The 22,287-nt window shown below is 61.4% G+C and carries 10 protein-coding genes, 4 tRNA genes and 6 rRNA genes; 4 read left to right on the plus strand and 16 right to left on the minus strand.

The window, feature by feature from the left end; all coding sequences use genetic code 11:
* Positions 1-34 precede the first annotated feature (34 nt).
* The 3 genes from lnt to JJ685_RS11560 all read right to left on the minus strand — a co-directional run bounded on the left by lnt (position 35) and on the right by JJ685_RS11560 (position 3,211).
* Positions 35-1,585: an apolipoprotein N-acyltransferase gene (gene lnt, locus JJ685_RS11550; RefSeq protein WP_236598883.1), complete on the minus strand. Its 1,551-nt coding sequence runs from the start codon at positions 1,583-1,585 to the stop codon at positions 35-37.
* Positions 1,582-2,463: an HlyC/CorC family transporter gene (locus JJ685_RS11555; protein ID WP_201674378.1), complete on the minus strand. Its 882-nt coding sequence runs from the start codon at positions 2,461-2,463 to the stop codon at positions 1,582-1,584. Before JJ685_RS11555 ends, lnt begins: the two co-directional genes overlap by 4 nt.
* 91 nt (positions 2,464-2,554) lie before the next feature.
* A complete protein-coding gene (locus JJ685_RS11560; RefSeq protein ID WP_201674379.1) occupies positions 2,555-3,211 on the minus strand; it encodes a GNAT family N-acetyltransferase in 657 nt (218 codons plus the stop codon).
* A gap of 199 nt (positions 3,212-3,410) precedes the next feature.
* Between JJ685_RS11560 and JJ685_RS11565 the strand changes: the two genes are divergently transcribed.
* Complete coding sequence (locus tag JJ685_RS11565) at positions 3,411-5,138, plus strand: adenylate/guanylate cyclase domain-containing protein (protein WP_201674380.1); 1,728 nt, start codon at positions 3,411-3,413, stop codon at positions 5,136-5,138.
* A 4-nt stretch (positions 5,139-5,142) separates the two neighbouring features.
* Here the strand turns inward: JJ685_RS11565 and JJ685_RS11570 are convergent, their stop codons facing one another.
* The 3 genes from JJ685_RS11570 to JJ685_RS11580 form a co-directional block, all read right to left on the minus strand.
* Positions 5,143-5,802, minus strand: coding sequence for a Crp/Fnr family transcriptional regulator (locus JJ685_RS11570; RefSeq protein ID WP_201674381.1), 660 nt, complete (start codon positions 5,800-5,802; stop codon positions 5,143-5,145).
* 65 nt (positions 5,803-5,867) lie between these two features.
* On the minus strand, positions 5,868-6,518 hold the full coding sequence (locus JJ685_RS11575; RefSeq protein WP_201674382.1) for a helix-turn-helix transcriptional regulator: 651 nt from the start codon (positions 6,516-6,518) through the stop codon (positions 5,868-5,870).
* An 87-nt stretch (positions 6,519-6,605) separates the two neighbouring features.
* Positions 6,606-7,571 carry an alpha/beta fold hydrolase gene (locus tag JJ685_RS11580; protein ID WP_201674383.1) on the minus strand — a complete coding sequence of 322 codons (966 nt, stop codon included), beginning with the start codon at positions 7,569-7,571 and terminating at the stop codon, positions 6,606-6,608.
* A 66-nt stretch (positions 7,572-7,637) separates the two neighbouring features.
* On the opposite strand from JJ685_RS11580, the gene JJ685_RS11585 reads away from it, so the two are divergent.
* Genes JJ685_RS11585 through JJ685_RS11595 form a run of 3 tightly spaced genes read left to right on the plus strand, consistent with a single transcriptional unit; the run spans position 7,638 to position 11,046 of the window.
* On the plus strand, positions 7,638-8,372 hold the full coding sequence (locus tag JJ685_RS11585; RefSeq protein ID WP_201674384.1) for an FFLEELY motif protein: 735 nt from the start codon (positions 7,638-7,640) through the stop codon (positions 8,370-8,372).
* Between the two features lie 46 nt (positions 8,373-8,418).
* Complete coding sequence (locus JJ685_RS11590; RefSeq protein ID WP_201674385.1) at positions 8,419-10,107, plus strand: AMP-binding protein; 1,689 nt, start codon at positions 8,419-8,421, stop codon at positions 10,105-10,107.
* Positions 10,108-10,119: 12 nt separating this feature from the next.
* The gene (locus JJ685_RS11595) at positions 10,120-11,046 is read left to right on the plus strand and encodes an MBL fold metallo-hydrolase (protein ID WP_201674386.1); all 927 of its coding nucleotides are present in this window, start codon (positions 10,120-10,122) and stop codon (positions 11,044-11,046) included.
* A gap of 82 nt (positions 11,047-11,128) precedes the next feature.
* Here JJ685_RS11595 and rrf (JJ685_RS11600) read toward each other — a convergent pair.
* The 10 genes from rrf (JJ685_RS11600) to JJ685_RS11645 form a co-directional block, all read right to left on the minus strand.
* Positions 11,129-11,241 (minus strand): 5S ribosomal RNA (gene rrf, locus JJ685_RS11600).
* A gap of 143 nt (positions 11,242-11,384) precedes the next feature.
* A 23S ribosomal RNA gene (locus JJ685_RS11605) occupies positions 11,385-14,267 on the minus strand.
* A gap of 306 nt (positions 14,268-14,573) precedes the next feature.
* A tRNA-Ala gene (locus JJ685_RS11610) sits at positions 14,574-14,649 on the minus strand.
* Between the two features lie 18 nt (positions 14,650-14,667).
* Positions 14,668-14,744: transfer RNA gene (locus JJ685_RS11615), tRNA-Ile, on the minus strand.
* A 104-nt stretch (positions 14,745-14,848) separates the two neighbouring features.
* Positions 14,849-16,379: ribosomal RNA gene (locus JJ685_RS11620) — 16S ribosomal RNA — on the minus strand.
* A 412-nt stretch (positions 16,380-16,791) separates the two neighbouring features.
* Positions 16,792-16,904, minus strand: a 5S ribosomal RNA gene (gene rrf, locus JJ685_RS11625).
* Positions 16,905-17,047: 143 nt separating this feature from the next.
* Positions 17,048-19,930 (minus strand): 23S ribosomal RNA (locus JJ685_RS11630).
* 306 nt (positions 19,931-20,236) lie between these two features.
* Positions 20,237-20,312 (minus strand) — tRNA-Ala (locus JJ685_RS11635).
* Between the two features lie 18 nt (positions 20,313-20,330).
* A tRNA-Ile gene (locus JJ685_RS11640) sits at positions 20,331-20,407 on the minus strand.
* Between the two features lie 104 nt (positions 20,408-20,511).
* Positions 20,512-22,042, minus strand: a 16S ribosomal RNA gene (locus JJ685_RS11645).
* Together the 16S, 23S and 5S rRNA genes with 4 tRNA genes alongside form the textbook arrangement of a ribosomal RNA operon.
* Positions 22,043-22,287: the final 245 nt, after the last annotated feature.

The raw sequence follows: 22,287 nt of genomic DNA on the forward strand, positions 1-22,287 counted from the left end.
CGGCGCGGGCCGGCGGCCCACGGAATCGTCGATTCTAAGGTTGCGGGCGCCGGCGGCCCGCCCAGCCGGCCACCAGGGCGGCCGCGAGGGCGAGACCCCACAGCGGCGCGAGGCCCACCCGGCTGACCCAGCGGCTGTAGGGGGTGAACGCGGTGCCCCCCTCCACCTCGCCGAGCAGCACCCCGCGGGTATGGCGCGGCAGCGCGTGGGTGACCCGCCCGAAGCGGTCGATGATCACGGTGGCGCCCGTGTTGGTGGCCCGGATCATGGGCCGCCCGAACTCCAGCGCCCGCATGCGGCTGATCTGCAGGTGCTGGTCGATCGCCACCGAGTCGCCGAACCAGGCGATGTTGCTCACGTTGACGAAGATCGTCGGCGCGGTGGCGGGATCGGCGAAACGCGCGCCGAGCTCTTCCCCGAACAGGTCCTCGTAGCAGATGTTGGGCGCGAGCCGCTGCCCTGCCCATTCGAAGGAGGGCTGGCCGACATCGCCGCGGTTGAAGTCCCCCAGCGGGATGTTCATCATCCGCGTGAACCACTTGAACAGGGGCGGAATGAATTCGCCGAACGGCACCAGATGGTGCTTGTGGTAACGGTAGACCGCGCCGCCCGCGCCCGGCCGGAAGCCGATCACCGAATTGGTGTAGCCCTCGTCGAAGCTGCCCAGCGGAATGCCCACCAGTGCGGCGCGGGGGCCCTGCGCGAAGGCGTCGCGCAAGCCTTCGAGATAGCCCTCGGGCAGTTGGGCCGGCAGCAGCGGGATGGCCGTTTCGGGGGCGACGACCAGCTGCGTGCCCGTATCGCGCAGGCGCTGGCCGTACCACTCCAGCGCCACCGGGACGCCGGTGCCGCCCTCGAACTTCTCGTCCTGCGGGATGTTGCCCTGGAGCAGGGCCACCTGCAGGCGCGGCCCGGCCGAGGCGGCTGCCGGGGCCTTCGCGGTGTGCACGTTGCAGGCGGCGAGCAGCCCCGCCGTCGCCGCCAGCGCGATCCAGTAGCGCCCCCTGCCCTGCGCGCGACGCCCCGCGAGCGCGGCCAGCAGCCAGGCCAGCCATGCCGCCACGGCGCCTATGCCGTAGACGCCGATCCAGGGCGCCAGGGGCGCCAGCGGACCGTCCACATGGGCGTAGCCTCCGGCGCCCCAGGGGAAGCCGGTGAACAGCGTGTTGCGCAGGAGTTCGGCGCCCAGCCACAGCAGCGCGAACAGCACGCCGTCCCGCCAGGGCCGGCCCGCCGCCGCGCGCCAGAGCCCGGCGGCCAGCGCGTAATAGAGGGCGAGGAAAGCGGCGAGCAGGAGCACCGCGGCGGCGGCCAGCGGCGAAGCCAGCCCGCCGTAGACGTGCATCGAGATGAAGAGCCACCAGAAGGTGGCGCCCAGCCAGGCGGTGGCGAACGTCCAGCCCAGGGCGGCGCCGCGGCGCCAGCCGCCGGCACGCTGCAGCAAGGCGACGAAGCCGGCCAGCGTCAGGAGCTGCAGCCACCATTGGGGCTGCCCGTTGCCCGGCCAGGCGAGCGACAGCGCCTGCAGAAGGCCGGCGAGCGCTGCGAGGACGAAGGGGACGAAGCGGACCAGGCGGGGGCTCAAGCCGTGTCGCCGCCAGGCTCGGCGGGGCTCACCTTGAACCAGCGCACGGCGCCCCCCTTGGTGTGCAGGACGTCGAACTTCAGCCCGCCCAGGAGCATGGATTCGCCGCGCTTGGGCACGTGCCCCATTTCGTGCGCGATCAGGCCGCCGATGGTGTCGAACTCGTGCCCGTCCGCCTCGGTAAGCACCAGCCGGACCCCGAAGGCCTCGTTGACGCGCTCGATGGAGGTGTCGCCGCTCACGCGGTAGGTGCGGTCGGCCAGGCCGAAGATGTCGCCCTCGTCCACCACCACGTCGAATTCGTCCTCGATCTCGCCGACGATCTGCTCCAGCACGTCCTCGATGGTGATCAGGCCGGCCACGCGGCCGAATTCGTCGATCACGATCGCGAGGTGGTTGCGGTTGCCGCGGAACTCGCGCAGCAGGTCGTTGAGGCCCTTGCTTTCGGGCACCAGCGAGGCCGGACGCAGCAGGGCGCGCAGGTTCAGGTCCGGGGCGCGCTGCAGCTTCAGCAGGTCCTTCGCGAGCAGGATGCCGATGATGTTCTCGCGGTCGCCCTCGTACACCGGGAAGCGCGAATGCGCCGTGTCGATCACGAGGTGCAGGATCTCCTCGTAGGGCGCGTCGATGTCGATCAGGTCCATGCGCGGCGCGGCCACCATCACGTCGCCCGCCGTGAGCTCCGCCATCTTGATCACGCCTTCGAGCATCACCCGCGACTCGGGGCCGATGACGTCGTTGTCCTCGGCATCCGCGAGCGTCTCGATCAGCTCCTCTTTCGAGTCGGGGCCGGGATGGATGAACTCGGCAACCTTCTGCAGGAAAGTGCGTTTGTCCTGCTTCTCTTGCGCAGCGCGCGCAGGGTGAGGGTCTGACACAGCCGGGACGGCGGGAGTGGAGGGACCGATAGGATAGCGGATTGGCTGGGCAACTGGCTCAGCCGCATCCTCGGGGCCGTCGGCGAAGCGCCTAGCGGCCGCTCTTGCTGCGCGCGTCGATCGCGCCGGCGCGCGCCTCCTGCAGGCCGGCCAGCAGTTCCAGGAAGGTCTTGGCCTGCTTCTTCAGGCTGTAGTCCACCTGCGCCACCTGTTCGTCCAGCACCTCGGTCATGCGACTGTCGAGGGTGGCGGGCGGCAGCCGCAGGTAGGCTTCCGTCTCCGTGCCATCGCGCTCCAGCGTGGCCCCGGCTTTCCGGGCGATCTTGATCATCGCCGTGTTCTCGGACAGCGCGTGGATGAACATCAGCTCCACGCCTTCGTTGCGGGCGTGGGTCGAGGCGCGGTCGAACAGCCGCGAGCCGTAGCCACGGCCGCGCGCCCTGCTCAGCACGGAAACGCCGAACTCGGCGCCCGGCGCGGTACCGGGGTCGCCGGGGATGAAGGCCAGGTGGGCCATCGCGATCAACTCGAGCTTGCGGTTGAAGATCCCGAAGATGTCGTCGCGATCGAAATCCAGCTGGTCGACATAGCGGCGGATCTGTTCGTCGTTGGCTGCATACCCGAAGCGCAGGTAGCGGTCGTGCGGGTCCAGCTCGAGCAGGTGCGCCAGGATGCGCCGGCTGTGCCCGGCGCCGAGGGAGCGGATCGGGACGATCCGGCTCGGGGGAGGAGAGGGCTGTTCGGCCATGCCCTGCAATGTAAGGGTTTTCACCAGTGAAATCACCAACCCCCTGCTGAAATCCCTACGGAGAAATTCACGCTGCAAGGGCCGGCCCGACTAACGCTGCGAGAACAACGTGATACAAAAAGCAGCACATCCTTTTTCCTCTGCCATGACACCGCCGGGTTCCACGGAACACGCTCCCAGGCTGACACGCAGCACGAAAGTGATTGCCGTGGCGGACGTGGTCGAGTCCGTGCGGCTCATGGAGCAGGATGAGCAGGAATTCATCCGGCGGTGGCAGAGCTTCGTCGGCTTCGTGCAGCAGCGCCTGCCGGCCGACAGCGGCCGCATCCACAAGAGCCTCGGCGACGGCCTGATGCTGGAATTCTCGGATCCGCAGGGCTGCGTCCGGGCCGCGCTGGCGATGCGGGCCTGGTTCGCCGACAGCAACGAGCGGCTCCCGCCGGAAGACCGGGTGCAGTTGCGCATCGGGGCGCACCTGGCCGATTTCGTCGCCGACGAATACGACATCTACGGCACCGACGTGAACCTGGCCGCGCGCATCGCCTCGCTGGCCGGGCCGGGCGAGATCGTCATCTCCGCCGCCCTGCGCCGGCACCTCGGCGCGCAGCCCGCGATGGTCCTGCAGGACCTGGGCAGCTGCCATCTCAAGCACGTGAAGGAGCCGGTGCATGCCTTCCGCATCGGCGAGGCGGGGCAGGCGCCCGTCATGCCGGTGCGGCGCCTGGCCACGCACTCGCTGCGGCCGACCGTGGCGGTGCTTCCATTCGGGATGGAACGGCCGGCGGCCGGCGGGCTCACCGGCGAGGCGCTGGCGGACGACATCGTCGCGGCATTGGCCGACAGCGACCAGTTGCAGGTCGTCTCGCGGCTGTCGACCGCGCCTTTCGTTGCCGGCAAGGCGAGCCTCGACGCGGTGCGGCGCACCCTCGGCGCCCATTACGTGCTCACCGGGCGCGCCCGCGGCGCTGCCACCAGGCTGTCGCTCTATGTGGAACTGGCCGATGCGATCACCGGGCACGTGGCCTGGGCGCAGAGCTTCCGGGGCCCGCTGCGCGAAGCGGATCTCGGCGAAGGCCGGTTGATGCGGGAAGTGGTCACCGCGCTCCATTCGGCCGTGGTGTCCCACGAGCTCGAGCGCTCGCGCGATCTCGCCCTGCCCGCGCTGGAGGGCTTCACGCTGCTGCTGTCCTCGATCGGCGTGATGCACCGGCTGGCGGCTGCCGACCTCGAACGCGCACGGGCCATGCTGGAACACCTGGTCGATCGCGGGCGCGGCCATCCGGGCCCGCATGCCTGGCTGGCGCACCTGCACCTGCTGCGCCTGCGGCAGCACGGGGCCGGCAATGACGGCATGGACGCGGACAAGGCCCGCCAGCATGCGGAATCCGCCATGCAGTGCGATGCCGGGGCGGTCGCGGCCCTTGCAATGCACGGGCAGGCTCTGCTGTATGCCAGCCACGACGCCGAAGCGGCCGACGAGTGCTACGCGCAGGCGCTCAGCACGCGCCCCGACGACCCGCTGACCCTGGTGTTGCAGGCGGAGTTGCGCGCCCTCCAGGGGCGCGGCGAGGTGGCACGGGAACTTGCCGCCCGCGCGCTCGCGGGCGGGGCGCTGGCCCCCATGCGTTACCTGTACGAGGGCGTGGGCGCGCTCGCGGCGCTGGTCGCGGGCGACCTGCGCGAGGCAGCGGCCAGCGCGCGGCGGGCGGTGCAGCGCAATCCGCAGTACTTGCCGGCCCTGCGCACGCTGATCGTGGCGCAGGTGCTCGACGGAGAAGTCGCGGAGGCGCGGCGCAGCACGCAACGGCTCGCCGCGCGACGGCCCGTGCAAGCGAGCCAGGTGGCGTTGCAGCCGCTGCCGGCCTGCAGCCGCGTGGCCGACTGCTTCGCCGAGGCCCTGCAGCGAGCCGCGGCGCCGCCGGGCTGATGCCTCACCAGCGCGCGGGGAGCTTCTTCTTCAAGGTGATCCGCTTGATCCCGAGCTCCACGTAGCCGCCCTTTTCCAGGTCCTTCAGCAGGCGGCTGACCATTTCGCGGGAAGCGCCCACGCGGCTGGCGATCTGCTGGTGCGTGATCTGCGTGAGCTGGATCGGCGCCTGGATGCTGGCCGGCCCTTGCTGGCCTTCCAGCGTGTGGATGACGCGGCCGTAGACGTCGAGCAGGGCCATCTGGCGCGCGGTTTCGGTGGCGGCGCGGGCCCGGCGGATCACCTGCACTACGAGGGCCAGCGCGAACGCCGGTTCCTCCGCGAGATGCTGCTGCACGGCGGCCCGGGAGACCAGGGAGCACAGCGTGGGCTCCAGCGTCATCACGGAAGCGGAGCGTGGCCCGCCGTCCAGGGACATTTCGCCGAAGTACTCTCCGGCCTGGATGATCCCGAAGGTGATCTCGCGGCCGTTTTCGTCGGTGGCGTAGACCTTGACGTGCCCCTGCAGGACGACGAAAAGGGAATCGCCGGTATCGCCCTCGTTGAGGACGATGCTGTTCTTGCGATAGCTGCGCAGGATGCCGCGCGCGGCAAGCCGGCCCAGGGAGGGCTCCAGGCGCGCGATCAGCTTTTCCTGTTCCGTGGCACTGCGGGACACGTTCATGGCGTCCACCCCTCGAGTCGAGAAAACTCTAGCACGGAGCCGCCGCGCTGGGCGGCATTTCTGGATCAGTGCAGCGGGTCCTGCAGGAAGGCTGCACCCAGGGGCGGCAGCACCGCCACTTGGCCGACCAGCGCCCGCACGCCGTTGGTGTGAGTCTTGGTGCACAGGCTGCGAACGTGGCTGCGCACGGTGGACACGGCGACGTCCAGCTGGGCGGCGATCTCCGGTGCCGAGTAGCCCTGGCAAAGGATGGACAGCACCTGCTCCTCGGCTGGCGTGAGGCCGTGGCTGCGCGCGAAGAAGCAGAGCATGAGCGCATCGCAGACCGACGCGCGGGAAAGGAACAGGGCGATCGGCGCGCCGGCGCGCGATTGTTGCCCCCGCAGCGGAACGACGGCAATGCTCAGGCGGGAGCCGGGCGAGCGCAGCGCGATCAGGCTTCGCAGGCCGGTTTCTGCCTTCTCGAGCGCCTGCACCAGCACGCGCGACTGACGCGCATCGGCGGTGTGCAGGTGGCCCTCCTCCAGGACCAGCGCCTGGCGCCGGGCCAGCTCGTGGCGCGCCGCCTGGTTGGCGTGCAGCAGTTGCCCCGAAGCGGAGGCGACCAGCACGCCGTGTGCCAGTTCGTCCATGATCAGCGCGAGGCCGCTCGTGGAAGACTCGAACGCATCTCGCCTCGGCGCCGCAATGGCGCCCTTGTCGACTGCCTTTTCCATTTTCATCCCCCTGTGACGCGGGGATTTGGAACATTGGTATTCCTTCCGCGTCGGAGGCAAAGCATAGAAAGCGTGATTAAGGTCGCGCTAGCTATTTTCCATTGCGACAGCTGTGACAGATTCACCTTGACGCAAAGCGTCGATGCGCTTCAACAAGTCCAGGGTGCCTTCCAGCACCTGCGGGTGGAAAGCCAGGGCGACATGCGGCACGCCGGGCACGTAGCGGTTGTCGGCGCCCTCCAGCATGGCCGTTGCCGCCGGAAACACGATGTTGTCGCAGTTCGAGTACCAGCAGGTCGTTGCCGGCAAGGCCTGCCGCGATTCCGCCTTTGCGAGTTCGCGCAGCCACTCGCTGCGCAGGCGCATCTGGCGGCCGTTCTCGCGCTGGCTGAACTGCCCCATCCAGGTGCCTGCGTGGGGACTGCCGATGGTGACGAGTCCCGCGAGCCTGCGATCTGCTCCGTGCGCGCGCCACCAGGCCCGCGCGGCGAGGCCTCCCATGCTGTGGCAGATCACCAGCGGAGGGCGGCCCGTCAGTTGCTCGATCCGCTGCACCGCCGCTTCGACGATCGCCGCGTAGGCGTCGATGGACCCGAAGGCCGGTTCCAGGTTCGGCGCCGCGTACGCGTGCCCCTGCGCACGCACCTTGCGCATCCACGAGTTCCAGAAGCCGCGGTTGCACATGAAGCCGTGCACGAAGACGACGCCGGTGCGTCCGGCACAGCGGGGATCCAGGTGGTCGTCGAGGGCACGCCAGCGAAAGGGCTGGCGCCACCAGAAGGCGCGGAACAGGTGCGCGCTTTCCGAGGCCCATGCGCGCAGCAGCTGCCAGGGCGTCGGCGCGGGGATGCGCCCGTCGGCGCGGCTGACGACGGCGGAGGCCACGCCCTCGATGGCGAGCACCGTCGGCCCCAGCAGGACGATCAGCGCGACGCCCGCCACGGCCTGCAGTGGGGACACGGGCCAGCGCCACGCCGCCCAGGCGGCGGCAGCCACGATCTGCGTGAGCACGGACAACTGCAGCAGGCGCGCGATGCTGGATTGGCGCGGCATGCGCGAGTATCCCACGCGCATCAGCGACACCGGGGTGGGCGGCACCTCGCTAGACTGGACGGTGCCATGAACACAGCCGAGACGATCCGCCGGGCCGTCGCCGAGGTCGAGGCGATGCGCCGCGAGGGCCGCGACCTGCCGGACATCGGGGCCGCCGTCGGCCGCGTGAAGCGCCTGCAGGCGCGGCGCTTCGAAGGCACCTACGCGGACCTGCTCGCCGACGGCCCCTACCGCGCCGCGGCGCGCTTCTTCCTGCAGGAGCTGTACGGCGAGCGCGATTTCGCGGAGCGCGACGCGCAGTTCGCCCGCATCGCCGGCGCGGTGGAGAAGCTCTTTCCCCGCGACGTGGCGGACACCGCCGCGGCGCTGGCGCAATTGCACGCGTTGACCGAGTCGCTCGATCATGCGATCGCGCGCGCGATGGGGCCGCTGGAAGGCGACGAAGTACCGACGTACGTGCGCGCGTGGAAGGCAGTCGACCGCCGGGGGGACCGCCGGCGGCAATTGGAGACCGTACTGGCCATCGGCACCGAGATGAGCCGCCTCACGCGCTTGCCGGGCCTGCGCCTGATGCTGAAAGTGATGCGCGGGCCCGCGAGTGCGGCCGGCATGGGCTCCCTGCAGCGTTTCCTGGAATCGGGCTTCGACACCTTCTCCTCGGTGGCCAGGCAGCGCGGCGGCGCGGAACGGTTCCTGGAAACGATCCGCGAGCGGGAATTCCGCCTGATGGACGTGATGTTCGACGCCGATCCTGTCGCTTGCGAGACCGAGCTGCGCCGCACCTTGGGGCAAGCCCGCTAGCGCCCGCACGCGGCCCTTGCACAATCGCGCGCCAAGGAGCACCACCATGGATTCCAGGCCCTGGCTGCAGCACTATCCGGCGGGCGTTCCGCACGAGATCGATCCGTCGCAGTACCAGTCGCTCGCGCAGCTGCTGGAGGAGTCGTTCCGCAGGAATGCCCAGCGGCCGTTTTCGGTGTGCATGGACCGGTGGATGACCTACGCCCAGCTGGAGGAGCACTCCCGGGCGCTCGGCGCCTGGCTCCAGGCCAGGGGCCTCAAACCGGGTGCCCGCGTTGCGATCATGCTGCCCAACCTGCCGCAGTTCGCCGTGGCGATGGCGGCGGTGCTGCGGGCCGGCTGCACCTGCGTCAACGTCAACCCGCTGTACACGGCGCGAGAACTGCAGCACCAGCTGAAGGACTCCGGCGCCGAGGCGATCATCATCCTGGAGAACTTCTGCCACACGCTGGAGGAGGCGATCGCGCACGTCCCCTTGAAGCATGTCGTGATCACCGGAATCGGCGACCTGCTTGGCGGCTGGTACGGGCGGTGGATCACCTTCGCGGTGCGGCACGTGGCCCGGCTGGTGCCGGCGTTTCGCTTGCCGCTCACGGAGGGACGGACCGTCACTCCCCTGCCGCAGGTGCTGCGGGAGGGAGCGCGGCTGTCACTCCGCAACGTGCCTCAGTCGCTCGAATCGGTGGCATTCCTGCAGTACACCGGCGGCACGACCGGGATGTCCAAGGGCGCGGTGCTGACCCAGGGCAATGTCGTCGCGGCGATCCTGCAGGCCGAAGCCTGGTTCACGCCGGCGCTCGCGCGCGTGGGGGACGTGAGCCGCGTCAACGGGATCGCGGCGCTGCCGCTGTACCACATCTTCGCGCTGACGCTGTTGCTGCTGGAGATCCGCTGGGGCGCGCGCGTCACGCTCGTGCCGAATCCGCGGGACATCGGCAAGTTCGTGGAGGTGCTGAAGAAGCGTCCGTTCCACATGCTTCCGGCGGTGAACACGCTGTTCAATGCGCTCTTGCAGCATCCGCAGTTCCGTTCCATCGACTTTTCCCAGCTGTGCGTGTCGCAGGCCGGCGGGATGGCGGCCTCGGAAGGCACGGCGCGGCATTGGCGGCAGGTCACGGGCACCGTGATGGTCGAAGGCTGGGGCATGAGCGAGACCTGCGCGATAGGGACGAACAATCCAATGGATTCGACGGAGTTCTCCGGCACGATCGGCCTGCCGCTGCCGAGCGTCGACCTCGCGATCAAGGACGATGCGGGTCGTTCGCTGCCGATCGGAGCGGCTGGCGAGATCTGCATCCGTGGCCCCAACGTCACGCCGGGCTACCATGAACAGCCGGACGAGAATGCCAACGCGTTCACGGCCGACGGCTACCTGCGCACCGGAGACATCGGCGTCATGGACTCCCGGGGCTACACCCGCATCGTGGACCGCAAGAAGGACATGATCCTCGTGAGCGGCTTCAACGTGTATCCCAACGAGCTGGAGAACGTGATTTCGACCTGTCCGGGCGTGGTGGAGTGCGCCGCGGTCGGCGTTCCGGACGAGAAGCAGGGGGAAGCGATCAAGGTGTACGTGGTGAAGAACGACCCGACGCTGACGGAGGAGGAGGTTGCGCACCACTGCCGCGAGAATCTCACGGGCTACAAGCTGCCGAAGTACATCGAGTTCCGCGACGAGTTGCCGAAGTCGAACGTGGGCAAGATCCTGCGTCGCGAGCTGCGGGCGCCGCGCTGAGGTTTCTTCTTCATGAGTTCAGCGAGGGAACTGCTGCCGGCTGGCGTCTTCGTGCTCGAGCGCGGTTGGTTGTCGTCGAACAACATCGTCGTGCGCGGAACGACGCAGGCCGCCCTGGTGGATAGCGGGTACTGGACCCACTCTAAGCAGACGCTGGGACTCGTCGAAAGCATCCTGGGCGGCATGCCCCTGACGACGCTGGCCAACACGCACCTGCATAGCGATCACTGCGGGGGGAATGCGGCCTTGCAGCAACGCTACCCGGCACTACGCACATGCATCCCGCCAGGACTCGCCGCCGTGGTGCGCGATTGGGATCCTGTTGCGCTGTCCTATGAGCCGACGGGGCAGGAGTGCCCACGCTTCGTCCACCATGGCGTCCTCATGCCGGGCGCGGGAATCCGGCTGGGGGATCTGGATTGGGAGGTGCACTGCGCGCCCGGTCACGATCCGCATTCGGTCGTGCTGTTCGAGCCGGCTTCACGCACTCTGATTTCAGCCGATGCCTTGTGGCAGAACGGCTTTGGCGTCGTCTTTCCCGAACTGGAAGGCGATCGCGCCTTCGGTGAGGTCGCGGGCACGTTGGATCTCATCGAGCAGCTTGCGCCTCGCGTGGTCATTCCCGGTCACGGAGCCGTGTTCACCGACGTGGCGGAGGCGCTCGCTCGCGCGCGGAGCCGGCTGGCGGCCTATGTCCAGGATCCGCACCGGCACGCCGCGCATGCGGCAAAGGTGCTGCTGAAGTTCAAGTTGCTCGAGCTGCAGCGTGCGCCGCTGAGGGACTTCGCCCGATGGGCGGAAAGCACGCCGTACTTCCTGCTCGTGCATCGGCGTTGGTTCGCGGATCAGCCACTGCAAGAATGGCTGTTGACTTTGATTTCCGAACTCGTGCGGGCCGGAGCTGCGCACCGCGACACTGAATTCATCGCGAACAGCTGATAGGCGCGAGCCCCGACGTCCATTTCCTTGCCGCAAAACAAAAAGGCCCGGCATTTCTGCCGGGCCTTTTGCCGTTATATCAGCCTGACGATGTCCTACTTTCACACGGGAATCCGCACTATCATCGGCGCAGAGGCGTTTCACTGTCCTGTTCGGGATGGGAAGGAGTGGGACCACCTCGCTATGGTCATCAGGCTTAACTGGTTGCCGTCGTGCCTGGTGTGGGCAGGACGGCCAATTCATAGAGTCTTATCAGCTTGGGCAGCCTGGTGGGCTGCTGGTATTTTGATTGCGTTCAACCCGGCATAAATCTTTGATGCATTGCTGATCAAAGTTATAGGGTCAAGCCGCACGAGCAATTAGTACTGGTTAGCTTAACGCATTGCTGCGCTTCCACACCCAGCCTATCAACGTCCTGGTCTAGAACGACTCTTCAGGGGGGTCGAGCCCCCGGCAGATCTCATCTTGAAACGAGTTTCCCGCTTAGATGCTTTCAGCGGTTATCTCTTCCGCACTTAGCTACCCTGCAATGCCACTGGCGTGACAACAGGTACACCAGAGGTGCGTCCACTCCGGTCCTCTCGTACTAGGAGCAGGCTTCCTCAAATCTGCAGCGCCCACGGAAGATAGGGACCAAACTGTCTCACGACGTTTTAAACCCAGCTCACGTACCTCTTTAAATGGCGAACAGCCATACCCTTGGGACCGGCTACAGCCCCAGGATGAGATGAGCCGACATCGAGGTGCCAAACACCGCCGTCGATATGAACTCTTGGGCGGTATCAGCCTGTTATCCCCAGAGTACCTTTTATCCGTTGAGCGATGGCCCTTCCATACAGAACCACCGGATCACTATGTCCTGCTTTCGCATCTGCTCGACTTGTCAGTCTCGCAGTTAAGCACGCTTATGCCATTGCACTATCGCCACGATGTCCGACCGTAGCTAGCGTACCTTCGAACTCCTCCGTTACGCTTTGGGAGGAGACCGCCCCAGTCAAACTGCCTACCATGCACTGTCCCCGACCCGGATTACGGGCCTAGGTTAGAACCTCAAACGCACCAGGGTGGTATTTCAACGTTGGCTCCACAAGATCTAGCGACCTCGCTTCAAAGCCTCCCACCTATCCTACACAGATCCGTTCAAAGTCCAATACAAAGCTACAGTAAAGGTTCATGGGGTCTTTCCGTCTTTCCGCGGGGAGATTGCATCATCACAAACATTTCAACTTCGCTGAGTCTCGGGAGGAGACAGTGTGGCCATCGTTACGCCATTCGTGCAGGTCGGAACTTACCCGACAAGGAATTTCGCTACCTTAGGACCGTTATAGTTACGGCCGCCGTTTACTGGGACTTCGATCAAGAGCTTGCACCCCATCACTTAATCTTCCAGCACCGGGCAGGCGTCACACCCTATACGTCCACTTTCGTGTTTGCAGAGTGCTGTGTTTTTATTAAACAGTCGCAGCCACCGATTTTTTGCAACCCCATTGGGCTCCATCCGCGAGGGACTTCACCTACTAAGGGCACACCTTCTTCCGAAGTTACGGTGTCAATTTGCCGAGTTCCTTCTCCCGAGTTCTCTCAAGCGCCTGAGAATACTCATCTCGCGCACCAGTGTCGGTTTGCGGTACGGTCGTTGCAAGCTGAAGCTTAGTGGCTTTTCCTGGAAGCAGGGTATCACTCACTTCGGCGGCAAGCCGCCTCGTTATCACCCCTCATCTCAGCCCGGCGGATTTACCTACCAGGCACGACTACAGGCTTGAACCGGGACATCCAACACCCGGCTGAGTTAACCTTCTCCGTCCCCACATCGCACTTGCAATCGGTACAGGAATATTGACCTGTTTCCCATCAGCTACGCATCTCTGCCTCGCCTTAGGGGCCGACTCACTCTACGCCGATGAACGTTGCGTAGAAAACCTTGCGCTTACGGCGAGCGGGCTTTTCACCCGCTTTAACGCTACTCATGTCAGCATTCGCACTTCTGATACCTCCAGCATCCCTCTCGAGACACCTTCACAGGCTTACAGAACGCTCTCCTACCACGTGCACTTGCGTGCACATCCGCAGCTTCGGTAACTGGCTTAGCCCCGTTACATCTTCCGCGCAGGACGACTCGATCAGTGAGCTATTACGCTTTCTTTAAATGATGGCTGCTTCTAAGCCAACATCCTGACTGTTTTAGCCTTCCCACTTCGTTTCCCACTTAGCCAATTTTAGGGACCTTAGCTGGCGGTCTGGGTTGTTTCCCTCTTGAGTCCGGACGTTAGCACCCGGTGCTCTGTCTCCCGCGCTGTACTCTTCGGTATTCGGAGTTTGCCTTGGTTTGGTAAGTCGCCATGACCCCCTAGCCAAAACAGTGCTCTACCCCCGAAGGTAATACGCGAGGCACTACCTAAATAGTTTTCGGAGAGAACCAGCTATTTCCAAGTTTGTTTAGCCTTTCACCCCTATCCACAGCTCATCCGCTAGTTTTGCAACACTAGTCGGTTCGGACCTCCAGTACCTGTTACGGCACCTTCATCCTGGCCATGGATAGATCACTTGGTTTCGGGTCTACACCCAGCGACTGAAGTTCGCCCTGTTCGGACTCGGTTTCCCTGCGGCTACCCTATTCGGTTAACCTTGCCACTGAATGTAAGTCGCTGACCCATTATACAAAAGGTACGCCGTCACCCTTGCGGGCTCCGACTTTTTGTAAGCATGCGGTTTCAGGATCTATTTCACTCCCCTCCCGGGGTTCTTTTCGCCTTTCCCTCACGGTACTAGTTCACTATCGGTCGATTACGAGTATTTAGCCTTGGAGGATGGTCCCCCCATCTTCAGACAGGATTTCACGTGTCCCGCCCTACTTTTCGCTAGCTCAGTACCACACAGATCTTTTCGCGTACGGGGCTATCACCCTCTTTGGCCGACCTTTCCAGGCCGTTTCGCTAAGTTCTGCGCTATCACTAGCAGGCTCTTCCGATTTCGCTCGCCACTACTTTCGGAATCTCGGTTGATGTCTTTTCCTCGAGCTACTGAGATGTTTCAGTTCACCCGGTTCGCCTCGCATGACTATGTATTCATCATGCGATACCGCTTGCGCGGTGGGTTTCCCCATTCGGAAATCTCCGGATCAAAGCTTATTTGCCAGCTCCCCGAAGCTTATCGCAGGCTATCACGTCCTTCGTCGCCTGTAATCGCCAAGGCATCCACCACATGCTCTTAGTCACTTGACCCTATAACTTTGACCCCTCTCACGAGGATTCAAAAGCCTATCAAGGACTCGCGAGGTCTTTCACCTCGCGCGTTATGCCGTCTTCAAAAATTGCTTTACGCAAAATTGAAGTCTGGTTGACGCAATCAAAAAATTGTCGCTAGCGGCACGGTCTGCCATGAAGCAGTTTCCGCTAACGACGCTGATTCGACTCTATGAATTGTTAAAGAACAGCCGATTGACTTCGCAGCAGATGCCGCGGTCAACAACAAAGCAGCCTGGCGTAGCGCCAAGCCGCTTTGGTGTTGATCTTGTCCGATTGTGGTGTTGGTGGAGGATGACGGGATCGAACCGACGACCCCCTGCTTGCAAAGCAGGTGCTCTCCCAGCTGAGCTAATCCCCCGAATATCCGATCAGGAGATGGTGGGTCTGGTTGGTCTCGAACCAACGACCCCCGCCTTATCAAGACGGTGCTCTAACCAACTGAGCTACAGACCCGGGGCCGGTCGCTGCAGGCGGGGCGAGCAATTCGTCGTCGCTGGCGACATCTTCCAACAACCGATAAGTGTGGACGTTTGAAAACGGAAATTGCTGTTTTCCAGAAAGGAGGTGATCCAGCCGCACCTTCCGATACGGCTACCTTGTTACGACTTCACCCCAGTCACGAACCCTGCCGTGGTAATCGCCCTCCTTGCGGTTAGGCTAACTACTTCTGGCAGAACCCGCTCCCATGGTGTGACGGGCGGTGTGTACAAGACCCGGGAACGTATTCACCGCGACATGCTGATCCGCGATTACTAGCGATTCCGACTTCACGCAGTCGAGTTGCAGACTACGATCCGGACTACGACTGGTTTTATGGGATTAGCTCCCCCTCGCGGGTTGGCAACCCTCTGTACCAGCCATTGTATGACGTGTGTAGCCCTACCCATAAGGGCCATGAGGACTTGACGTCATCCCCACCTTCCTCCGGTTTGTCACCGGCAGTCTCATTAGAGTGCCCTTTCGTAGCAACTAATGACAAGGGTTGCGCTCGTTGCGGGACTTAACCCAACATCTCACGACACGAGCTGACGACAGCCATGCAGCACCTGTGTTCTGGCTCCCTTTCGGGCACTTGCACATCTCTGCGCAATTCCAGACATGTCAAGGGTAGGTAAGGTTTTTCGCGTTGCATCGAATTAAACCACATCATCCACCGCTTGTGCGGGTCCCCGTCAATTCCTTTGAGTTTCAACCTTGCGGCCGTACTCCCCAGGCGGTCAACTTCACGCGTTAGCTTCGTTACTGATCCAGTGAAGGACCAACAACCAGTTGACATCGTTTAGGGCGTGGACTACCAGGGTATCTAATCCTGTTTGCTCCCCACGCTTTCGTGCATGAGCGTCAGTGCAGGCCCAGGGGATTGCCTTCGCCATCGGTGTTCCTCCGCATATCTACGCATTTCACTGCTACACGCGGAATTCCATCCCCCTCTGCCGCACTCCAGCGATGCAGTCACAAATGCAGTTCCCAGGTTAAGCCCGGGGATTTCACACCTGTCTTACATCACCGCCTGCGCACGCTTTACGCCCAGTAATTCCGATTAACGCTCGCACCCTACGTATTACCGCGGCTGCTGGCACGTAGTTAGCCGGTGCTTATTCTTACGGTACCGTCATCAGCCCCGGGTATTAACCAGAGCCTTTTCGTTCCGTACAAAAGCAGTTTACAACCCGAGGGCCTTCATCCTGCACGCGGAATGGCTGGATCAGGCTTGCGCCCATTGTCCAAAATTCCCCACTGCTGCCTCCCGTAGGAGTCTGGGCCGTGTCTCAGTCCCAGTGTGGCTGGTCGTCCTCTCAGACCAGCTACAGATCGTCGGCTTGGTAGGCCTTTACCCCACCAACTACCTAATCTGCCATCGGCCGCTCCAATCGCGCGAGGTCTTGCGATCCCCCGCTTTCAACCAGAGTTCGTATGCGGTATTAGCGTAGCTTTCGCTACGTTATCCCCCACGACTGGGCACGTTCCGATGTATTACTCACCCGTTCGCCACTCGCCACCAGGGTTGCCCCCGTGCTGCCGTTCGACTTGCATGTGTAAAGCATTCCGCCAGCGTTCAATCTGAGCCAGGATCAAACTCTACAGTTCGATCTTGAATTACTGCTCAAAAGAATCGAAGTGAACTTCACTTCTTTTCATATGAGCGTTTGATTTGTTCCGAAGAACTTGGCAACCTCGCCATCAAACGCCCACGCTTATCGGCTGTATGTTGTTAACGATCCCCGGCAAGACCCGCCTGCATTGCGCCGCGCCTTCCTTGCCAAACCCCGCTGCGATCAGCGAAGCCCTCGATTATGACAGAGTTTTGAGAGGCCTGTCAACCTCTGTGGCCTTTCACTTTCCTTGCAGGCCCTGCATCCGCAGTCACTTGCTTGGTCAGCGAAGACTCACATTGTAGCACGCTTTGGGCGTTCTCATCAATGCTCGCTTGGCAACCGCAGCTGCTGGCACGCACTGATGAAAACGCCCCGTCGTTGCCGACGGGGCGCCTCAATATGTAGCCTGACGATGTCCTACTTTCACACGGGAATCCGCACTATCATCGGCGCAGAGGCGTTTCACTGTCCTGTTCGGGATGGGAAGGAGTGGGACCACCTCGCTATGGTCATCAGGCTTAACTGGTTGCCGTCGTGCCTGGTGTGGGCAGGACGGCCAATTCATAGAGTCTTATCAGCTTGGGCAGCCTGGTGGGCTGCTGGTATTTTGATTGCGTTCAACCCGGCATAAATCTTTGATGCATTGCTGATCAAAGTTATAGGGTCAAGCCGCACGAGCAATTAGTACTGGTTAGCTTAACGCATTGCTGCGCTTCCACACCCAGCCTATCAACGTCCTGGTCTAGAACGACTCTTCAGGGGGGTCGAGCCCCCGGCAGATCTCATCTTGAAACGAGTTTCCCGCTTAGATGCTTTCAGCGGTTATCTCTTCCGCACTTAGCTACCCTGCAATGCCACTGGCGTGACAACAGGTACACCAGAGGTGCGTCCACTCCGGTCCTCTCGTACTAGGAGCAGGCTTCCTCAAATCTGCAGCGCCCACGGAAGATAGGGACCAAACTGTCTCACGACGTTTTAAACCCAGCTCACGTACCTCTTTAAATGGCGAACAGCCATACCCTTGGGACCGGCTACAGCCCCAGGATGAGATGAGCCGACATCGAGGTGCCAAACACCGCCGTCGATATGAACTCTTGGGCGGTATCAGCCTGTTATCCCCAGAGTACCTTTTATCCGTTGAGCGATGGCCCTTCCATACAGAACCACCGGATCACTATGTCCTGCTTTCGCATCTGCTCGACTTGTCAGTCTCGCAGTTAAGCACGCTTATGCCATTGCACTATCGCCACGATGTCCGACCGTAGCTAGCGTACCTTCGAACTCCTCCGTTACGCTTTGGGAGGAGACCGCCCCAGTCAAACTGCCTACCATGCACTGTCCCCGACCCGGATTACGGGCCTAGGTTAGAACCTCAAACGCACCAGGGTGGTATTTCAACGTTGGCTCCACAAGATCTAGCGACCTCGCTTCAAAGCCTCCCACCTATCCTACACAGATCCGTTCAAAGTCCAATACAAAGCTACAGTAAAGGTTCATGGGGTCTTTCCGTCTTTCCGCGGGGAGATTGCATCATCACAAACATTTCAACTTCGCTGAGTCTCGGGAGGAGACAGTGTGGCCATCGTTACGCCATTCGTGCAGGTCGGAACTTACCCGACAAGGAATTTCGCTACCTTAGGACCGTTATAGTTACGGCCGCCGTTTACTGGGACTTCGATCAAGAGCTTGCACCCCATCACTTAATCTTCCAGCACCGGGCAGGCGTCACACCCTATACGTCCACTTTCGTGTTTGCAGAGTGCTGTGTTTTTATTAAACAGTCGCAGCCACCGATTTTTTGCAACCCCATTGGGCTCCATCCGCGAGGGACTTCACCTACTAAGGGCACACCTTCTTCCGAAGTTACGGTGTCAATTTGCCGAGTTCCTTCTCCCGAGTTCTCTCAAGCGCCTGAGAATACTCATCTCGCGCACCAGTGTCGGTTTGCGGTACGGTCGTTGCAAGCTGAAGCTTAGTGGCTTTTCCTGGAAGCAGGGTATCACTCACTTCGGCGGCAAGCCGCCTCGTTATCACCCCTCATCTCAGCCCGGCGGATTTACCTACCAGGCACGACTACAGGCTTGAACCGGGACATCCAACACCCGGCTGAGTTAACCTTCTCCGTCCCCACATCGCACTTGCAATCGGTACAGGAATATTGACCTGTTTCCCATCAGCTACGCATCTCTGCCTCGCCTTAGGGGCCGACTCACTCTACGCCGATGAACGTTGCGTAGAAAACCTTGCGCTTACGGCGAGCGGGCTTTTCACCCGCTTTAACGCTACTCATGTCAGCATTCGCACTTCTGATACCTCCAGCATCCCTCTCGAGACACCTTCACAGGCTTACAGAACGCTCTCCTACCACGTGCACTTGCGTGCACATCCGCAGCTTCGGTAACTGGCTTAGCCCCGTTACATCTTCCGCGCAGGACGACTCGATCAGTGAGCTATTACGCTTTCTTTAAATGATGGCTGCTTCTAAGCCAACATCCTGACTGTTTTAGCCTTCCCACTTCGTTTCCCACTTAGCCAATTTTAGGGACCTTAGCTGGCGGTCTGGGTTGTTTCCCTCTTGAGTCCGGACGTTAGCACCCGGTGCTCTGTCTCCCGCGCTGTACTCTTCGGTATTCGGAGTTTGCCTTGGTTTGGTAAGTCGCCATGACCCCCTAGCCAAAACAGTGCTCTACCCCCGAAGGTAATACGCGAGGCACTACCTAAATAGTTTTCGGAGAGAACCAGCTATTTCCAAGTTTGTTTAGCCTTTCACCCCTATCCACAGCTCATCCGCTAGTTTTGCAACACTAGTCGGTTCGGACCTCCAGTACCTGTTACGGCACCTTCATCCTGGCCATGGATAGATCACTTGGTTTCGGGTCTACACCCAGCGACTGAAGTTCGCCCTGTTCGGACTCGGTTTCCCTGCGGCTACCCTATTCGGTTAACCTTGCCACTGAATGTAAGTCGCTGACCCATTATACAAAAGGTACGCCGTCACCCTTGCGGGCTCCGACTTTTTGTAAGCATGCGGTTTCAGGATCTATTTCACTCCCCTCCCGGGGTTCTTTTCGCCTTTCCCTCACGGTACTAGTTCACTATCGGTCGATTACGAGTATTTAGCCTTGGAGGATGGTCCCCCCATCTTCAGACAGGATTTCACGTGTCCCGCCCTACTTTTCGCTAGCTCAGTACCACACAGATCTTTTCGCGTACGGGGCTATCACCCTCTTTGGCCGACCTTTCCAGGCCGTTTCGCTAAGTTCTGCGCTATCACTAGCAGGCTCTTCCGATTTCGCTCGCCACTACTTTCGGAATCTCGGTTGATGTCTTTTCCTCGAGCTACTGAGATGTTTCAGTTCACCCGGTTCGCCTCGCATGACTATGTATTCATCATGCGATACCGCTTGCGCGGTGGGTTTCCCCATTCGGAAATCTCCGGATCAAAGCTTATTTGCCAGCTCCCCGAAGCTTATCGCAGGCTATCACGTCCTTCGTCGCCTGTAATCGCCAAGGCATCCACCACATGCTCTTAGTCACTTGACCCTATAACTTTGACCCCTCTCACGAGGATTCAAAAGCCTATCAAGGACTCGCGAGGTCTTTCACCTCGCGCGTTATGCCGTCTTCAAAAATTGCTTTACGCAAAATTGAAGTCTGGTTGACGCAATCAAAAAATTGTCGCTAGCGGCACGGTCTGCCATGAAGCAGTTTCCGCTAACGACGCTGATTCGACTCTATGAATTGTTAAAGAACAGCCGATTGACTTCGCAGCAGATGCCGCGGTCAACAACAAAGCAGCCTGGCGTAGCGCCAAGCCGCTTTGGTGTTGATCTTGTCCGATTGTGGTGTTGGTGGAGGATGACGGGATCGAACCGACGACCCCCTGCTTGCAAAGCAGGTGCTCTCCCAGCTGAGCTAATCCCCCGAATATCCGATCAGGAGATGGTGGGTCTGGTTGGTCTCGAACCAACGACCCCCGCCTTATCAAGACGGTGCTCTAACCAACTGAGCTACAGACCCGGGGCCGGTCGCTGCAGGCGGGGCGAGCAATTCGTCGTCGCTGGCGACATCTTCCAACAACCGATAAGTGTGGACGTTTGAAAACGGAAATTGCTGTTTTCCAGAAAGGAGGTGATCCAGCCGCACCTTCCGATACGGCTACCTTGTTACGACTTCACCCCAGTCACGAACCCTGCCGTGGTAATCGCCCTCCTTGCGGTTAGGCTAACTACTTCTGGCAGAACCCGCTCCCATGGTGTGACGGGCGGTGTGTACAAGACCCGGGAACGTATTCACCGCGACATGCTGATCCGCGATTACTAGCGATTCCGACTTCACGCAGTCGAGTTGCAGACTACGATCCGGACTACGACTGGTTTTATGGGATTAGCTCCCCCTCGCGGGTTGGCAACCCTCTGTACCAGCCATTGTATGACGTGTGTAGCCCTACCCATAAGGGCCATGAGGACTTGACGTCATCCCCACCTTCCTCCGGTTTGTCACCGGCAGTCTCATTAGAGTGCCCTTTCGTAGCAACTAATGACAAGGGTTGCGCTCGTTGCGGGACTTAACCCAACATCTCACGACACGAGCTGACGACAGCCATGCAGCACCTGTGTTCTGGCTCCCTTTCGGGCACTTGCACATCTCTGCGCAATTCCAGACATGTCAAGGGTAGGTAAGGTTTTTCGCGTTGCATCGAATTAAACCACATCATCCACCGCTTGTGCGGGTCCCCGTCAATTCCTTTGAGTTTCAACCTTGCGGCCGTACTCCCCAGGCGGTCAACTTCACGCGTTAGCTTCGTTACTGATCCAGTGAAGGACCAACAACCAGTTGACATCGTTTAGGGCGTGGACTACCAGGGTATCTAATCCTGTTTGCTCCCCACGCTTTCGTGCATGAGCGTCAGTGCAGGCCCAGGGGATTGCCTTCGCCATCGGTGTTCCTCCGCATATCTACGCATTTCACTGCTACACGCGGAATTCCATCCCCCTCTGCCGCACTCCAGCGATGCAGTCACAAATGCAGTTCCCAGGTTAAGCCCGGGGATTTCACACCTGTCTTACATCACCGCCTGCGCACGCTTTACGCCCAGTAATTCCGATTAACGCTCGCACCCTACGTATTACCGCGGCTGCTGGCACGTAGTTAGCCGGTGCTTATTCTTACGGTACCGTCATCAGCCCCGGGTATTAACCAGAGCCTTTTCGTTCCGTACAAAAGCAGTTTACAACCCGAGGGCCTTCATCCTGCACGCGGAATGGCTGGATCAGGCTTGCGCCCATTGTCCAAAATTCCCCACTGCTGCCTCCCGTAGGAGTCTGGGCCGTGTCTCAGTCCCAGTGTGGCTGGTCGTCCTCTCAGACCAGCTACAGATCGTCGGCTTGGTAGGCCTTTACCCCACCAACTACCTAATCTGCCATCGGCCGCTCCAATCGCGCGAGGTCTTGCGATCCCCCGCTTTCAACCAGAGTTCGTATGCGGTATTAGCGTAGCTTTCGCTACGTTATCCCCCACGACTGGGCACGTTCCGATGTATTACTCACCCGTTCGCCACTCGCCACCAGGGTTGCCCCCGTGCTGCCGTTCGACTTGCATGTGTAAAGCATTCCGCCAGCGTTCAATCTGAGCCAGGATCAAACTCTACAGTTCGATCTTGAATTACTGCTCAAAAGAATCGAAGTGAACTTCACTTCTTTTCATATGAGCGTTTGATTTGTTCCGAAGAACTTGGCAACCTCGCCATCAAACGCCCACGCTTATCGGCTGTATGTTGTTAACGATCCCCGGCAAGACCCGCCTGTGCATTGCGCCGCGCTTTCCTTGCCCAACCTCGCTGCGATCAGCGAAGCCCTCGATTATGACAGAGTTTTGAGAGGCCTGTCAACTCTTTTTAG

Source organism: Ramlibacter monticola (genome assembly GCF_016722785.1).
Taxonomy (GTDB): domain Bacteria; phylum Pseudomonadota; class Gammaproteobacteria; order Burkholderiales; family Burkholderiaceae_C; genus Ramlibacter; species Ramlibacter monticola.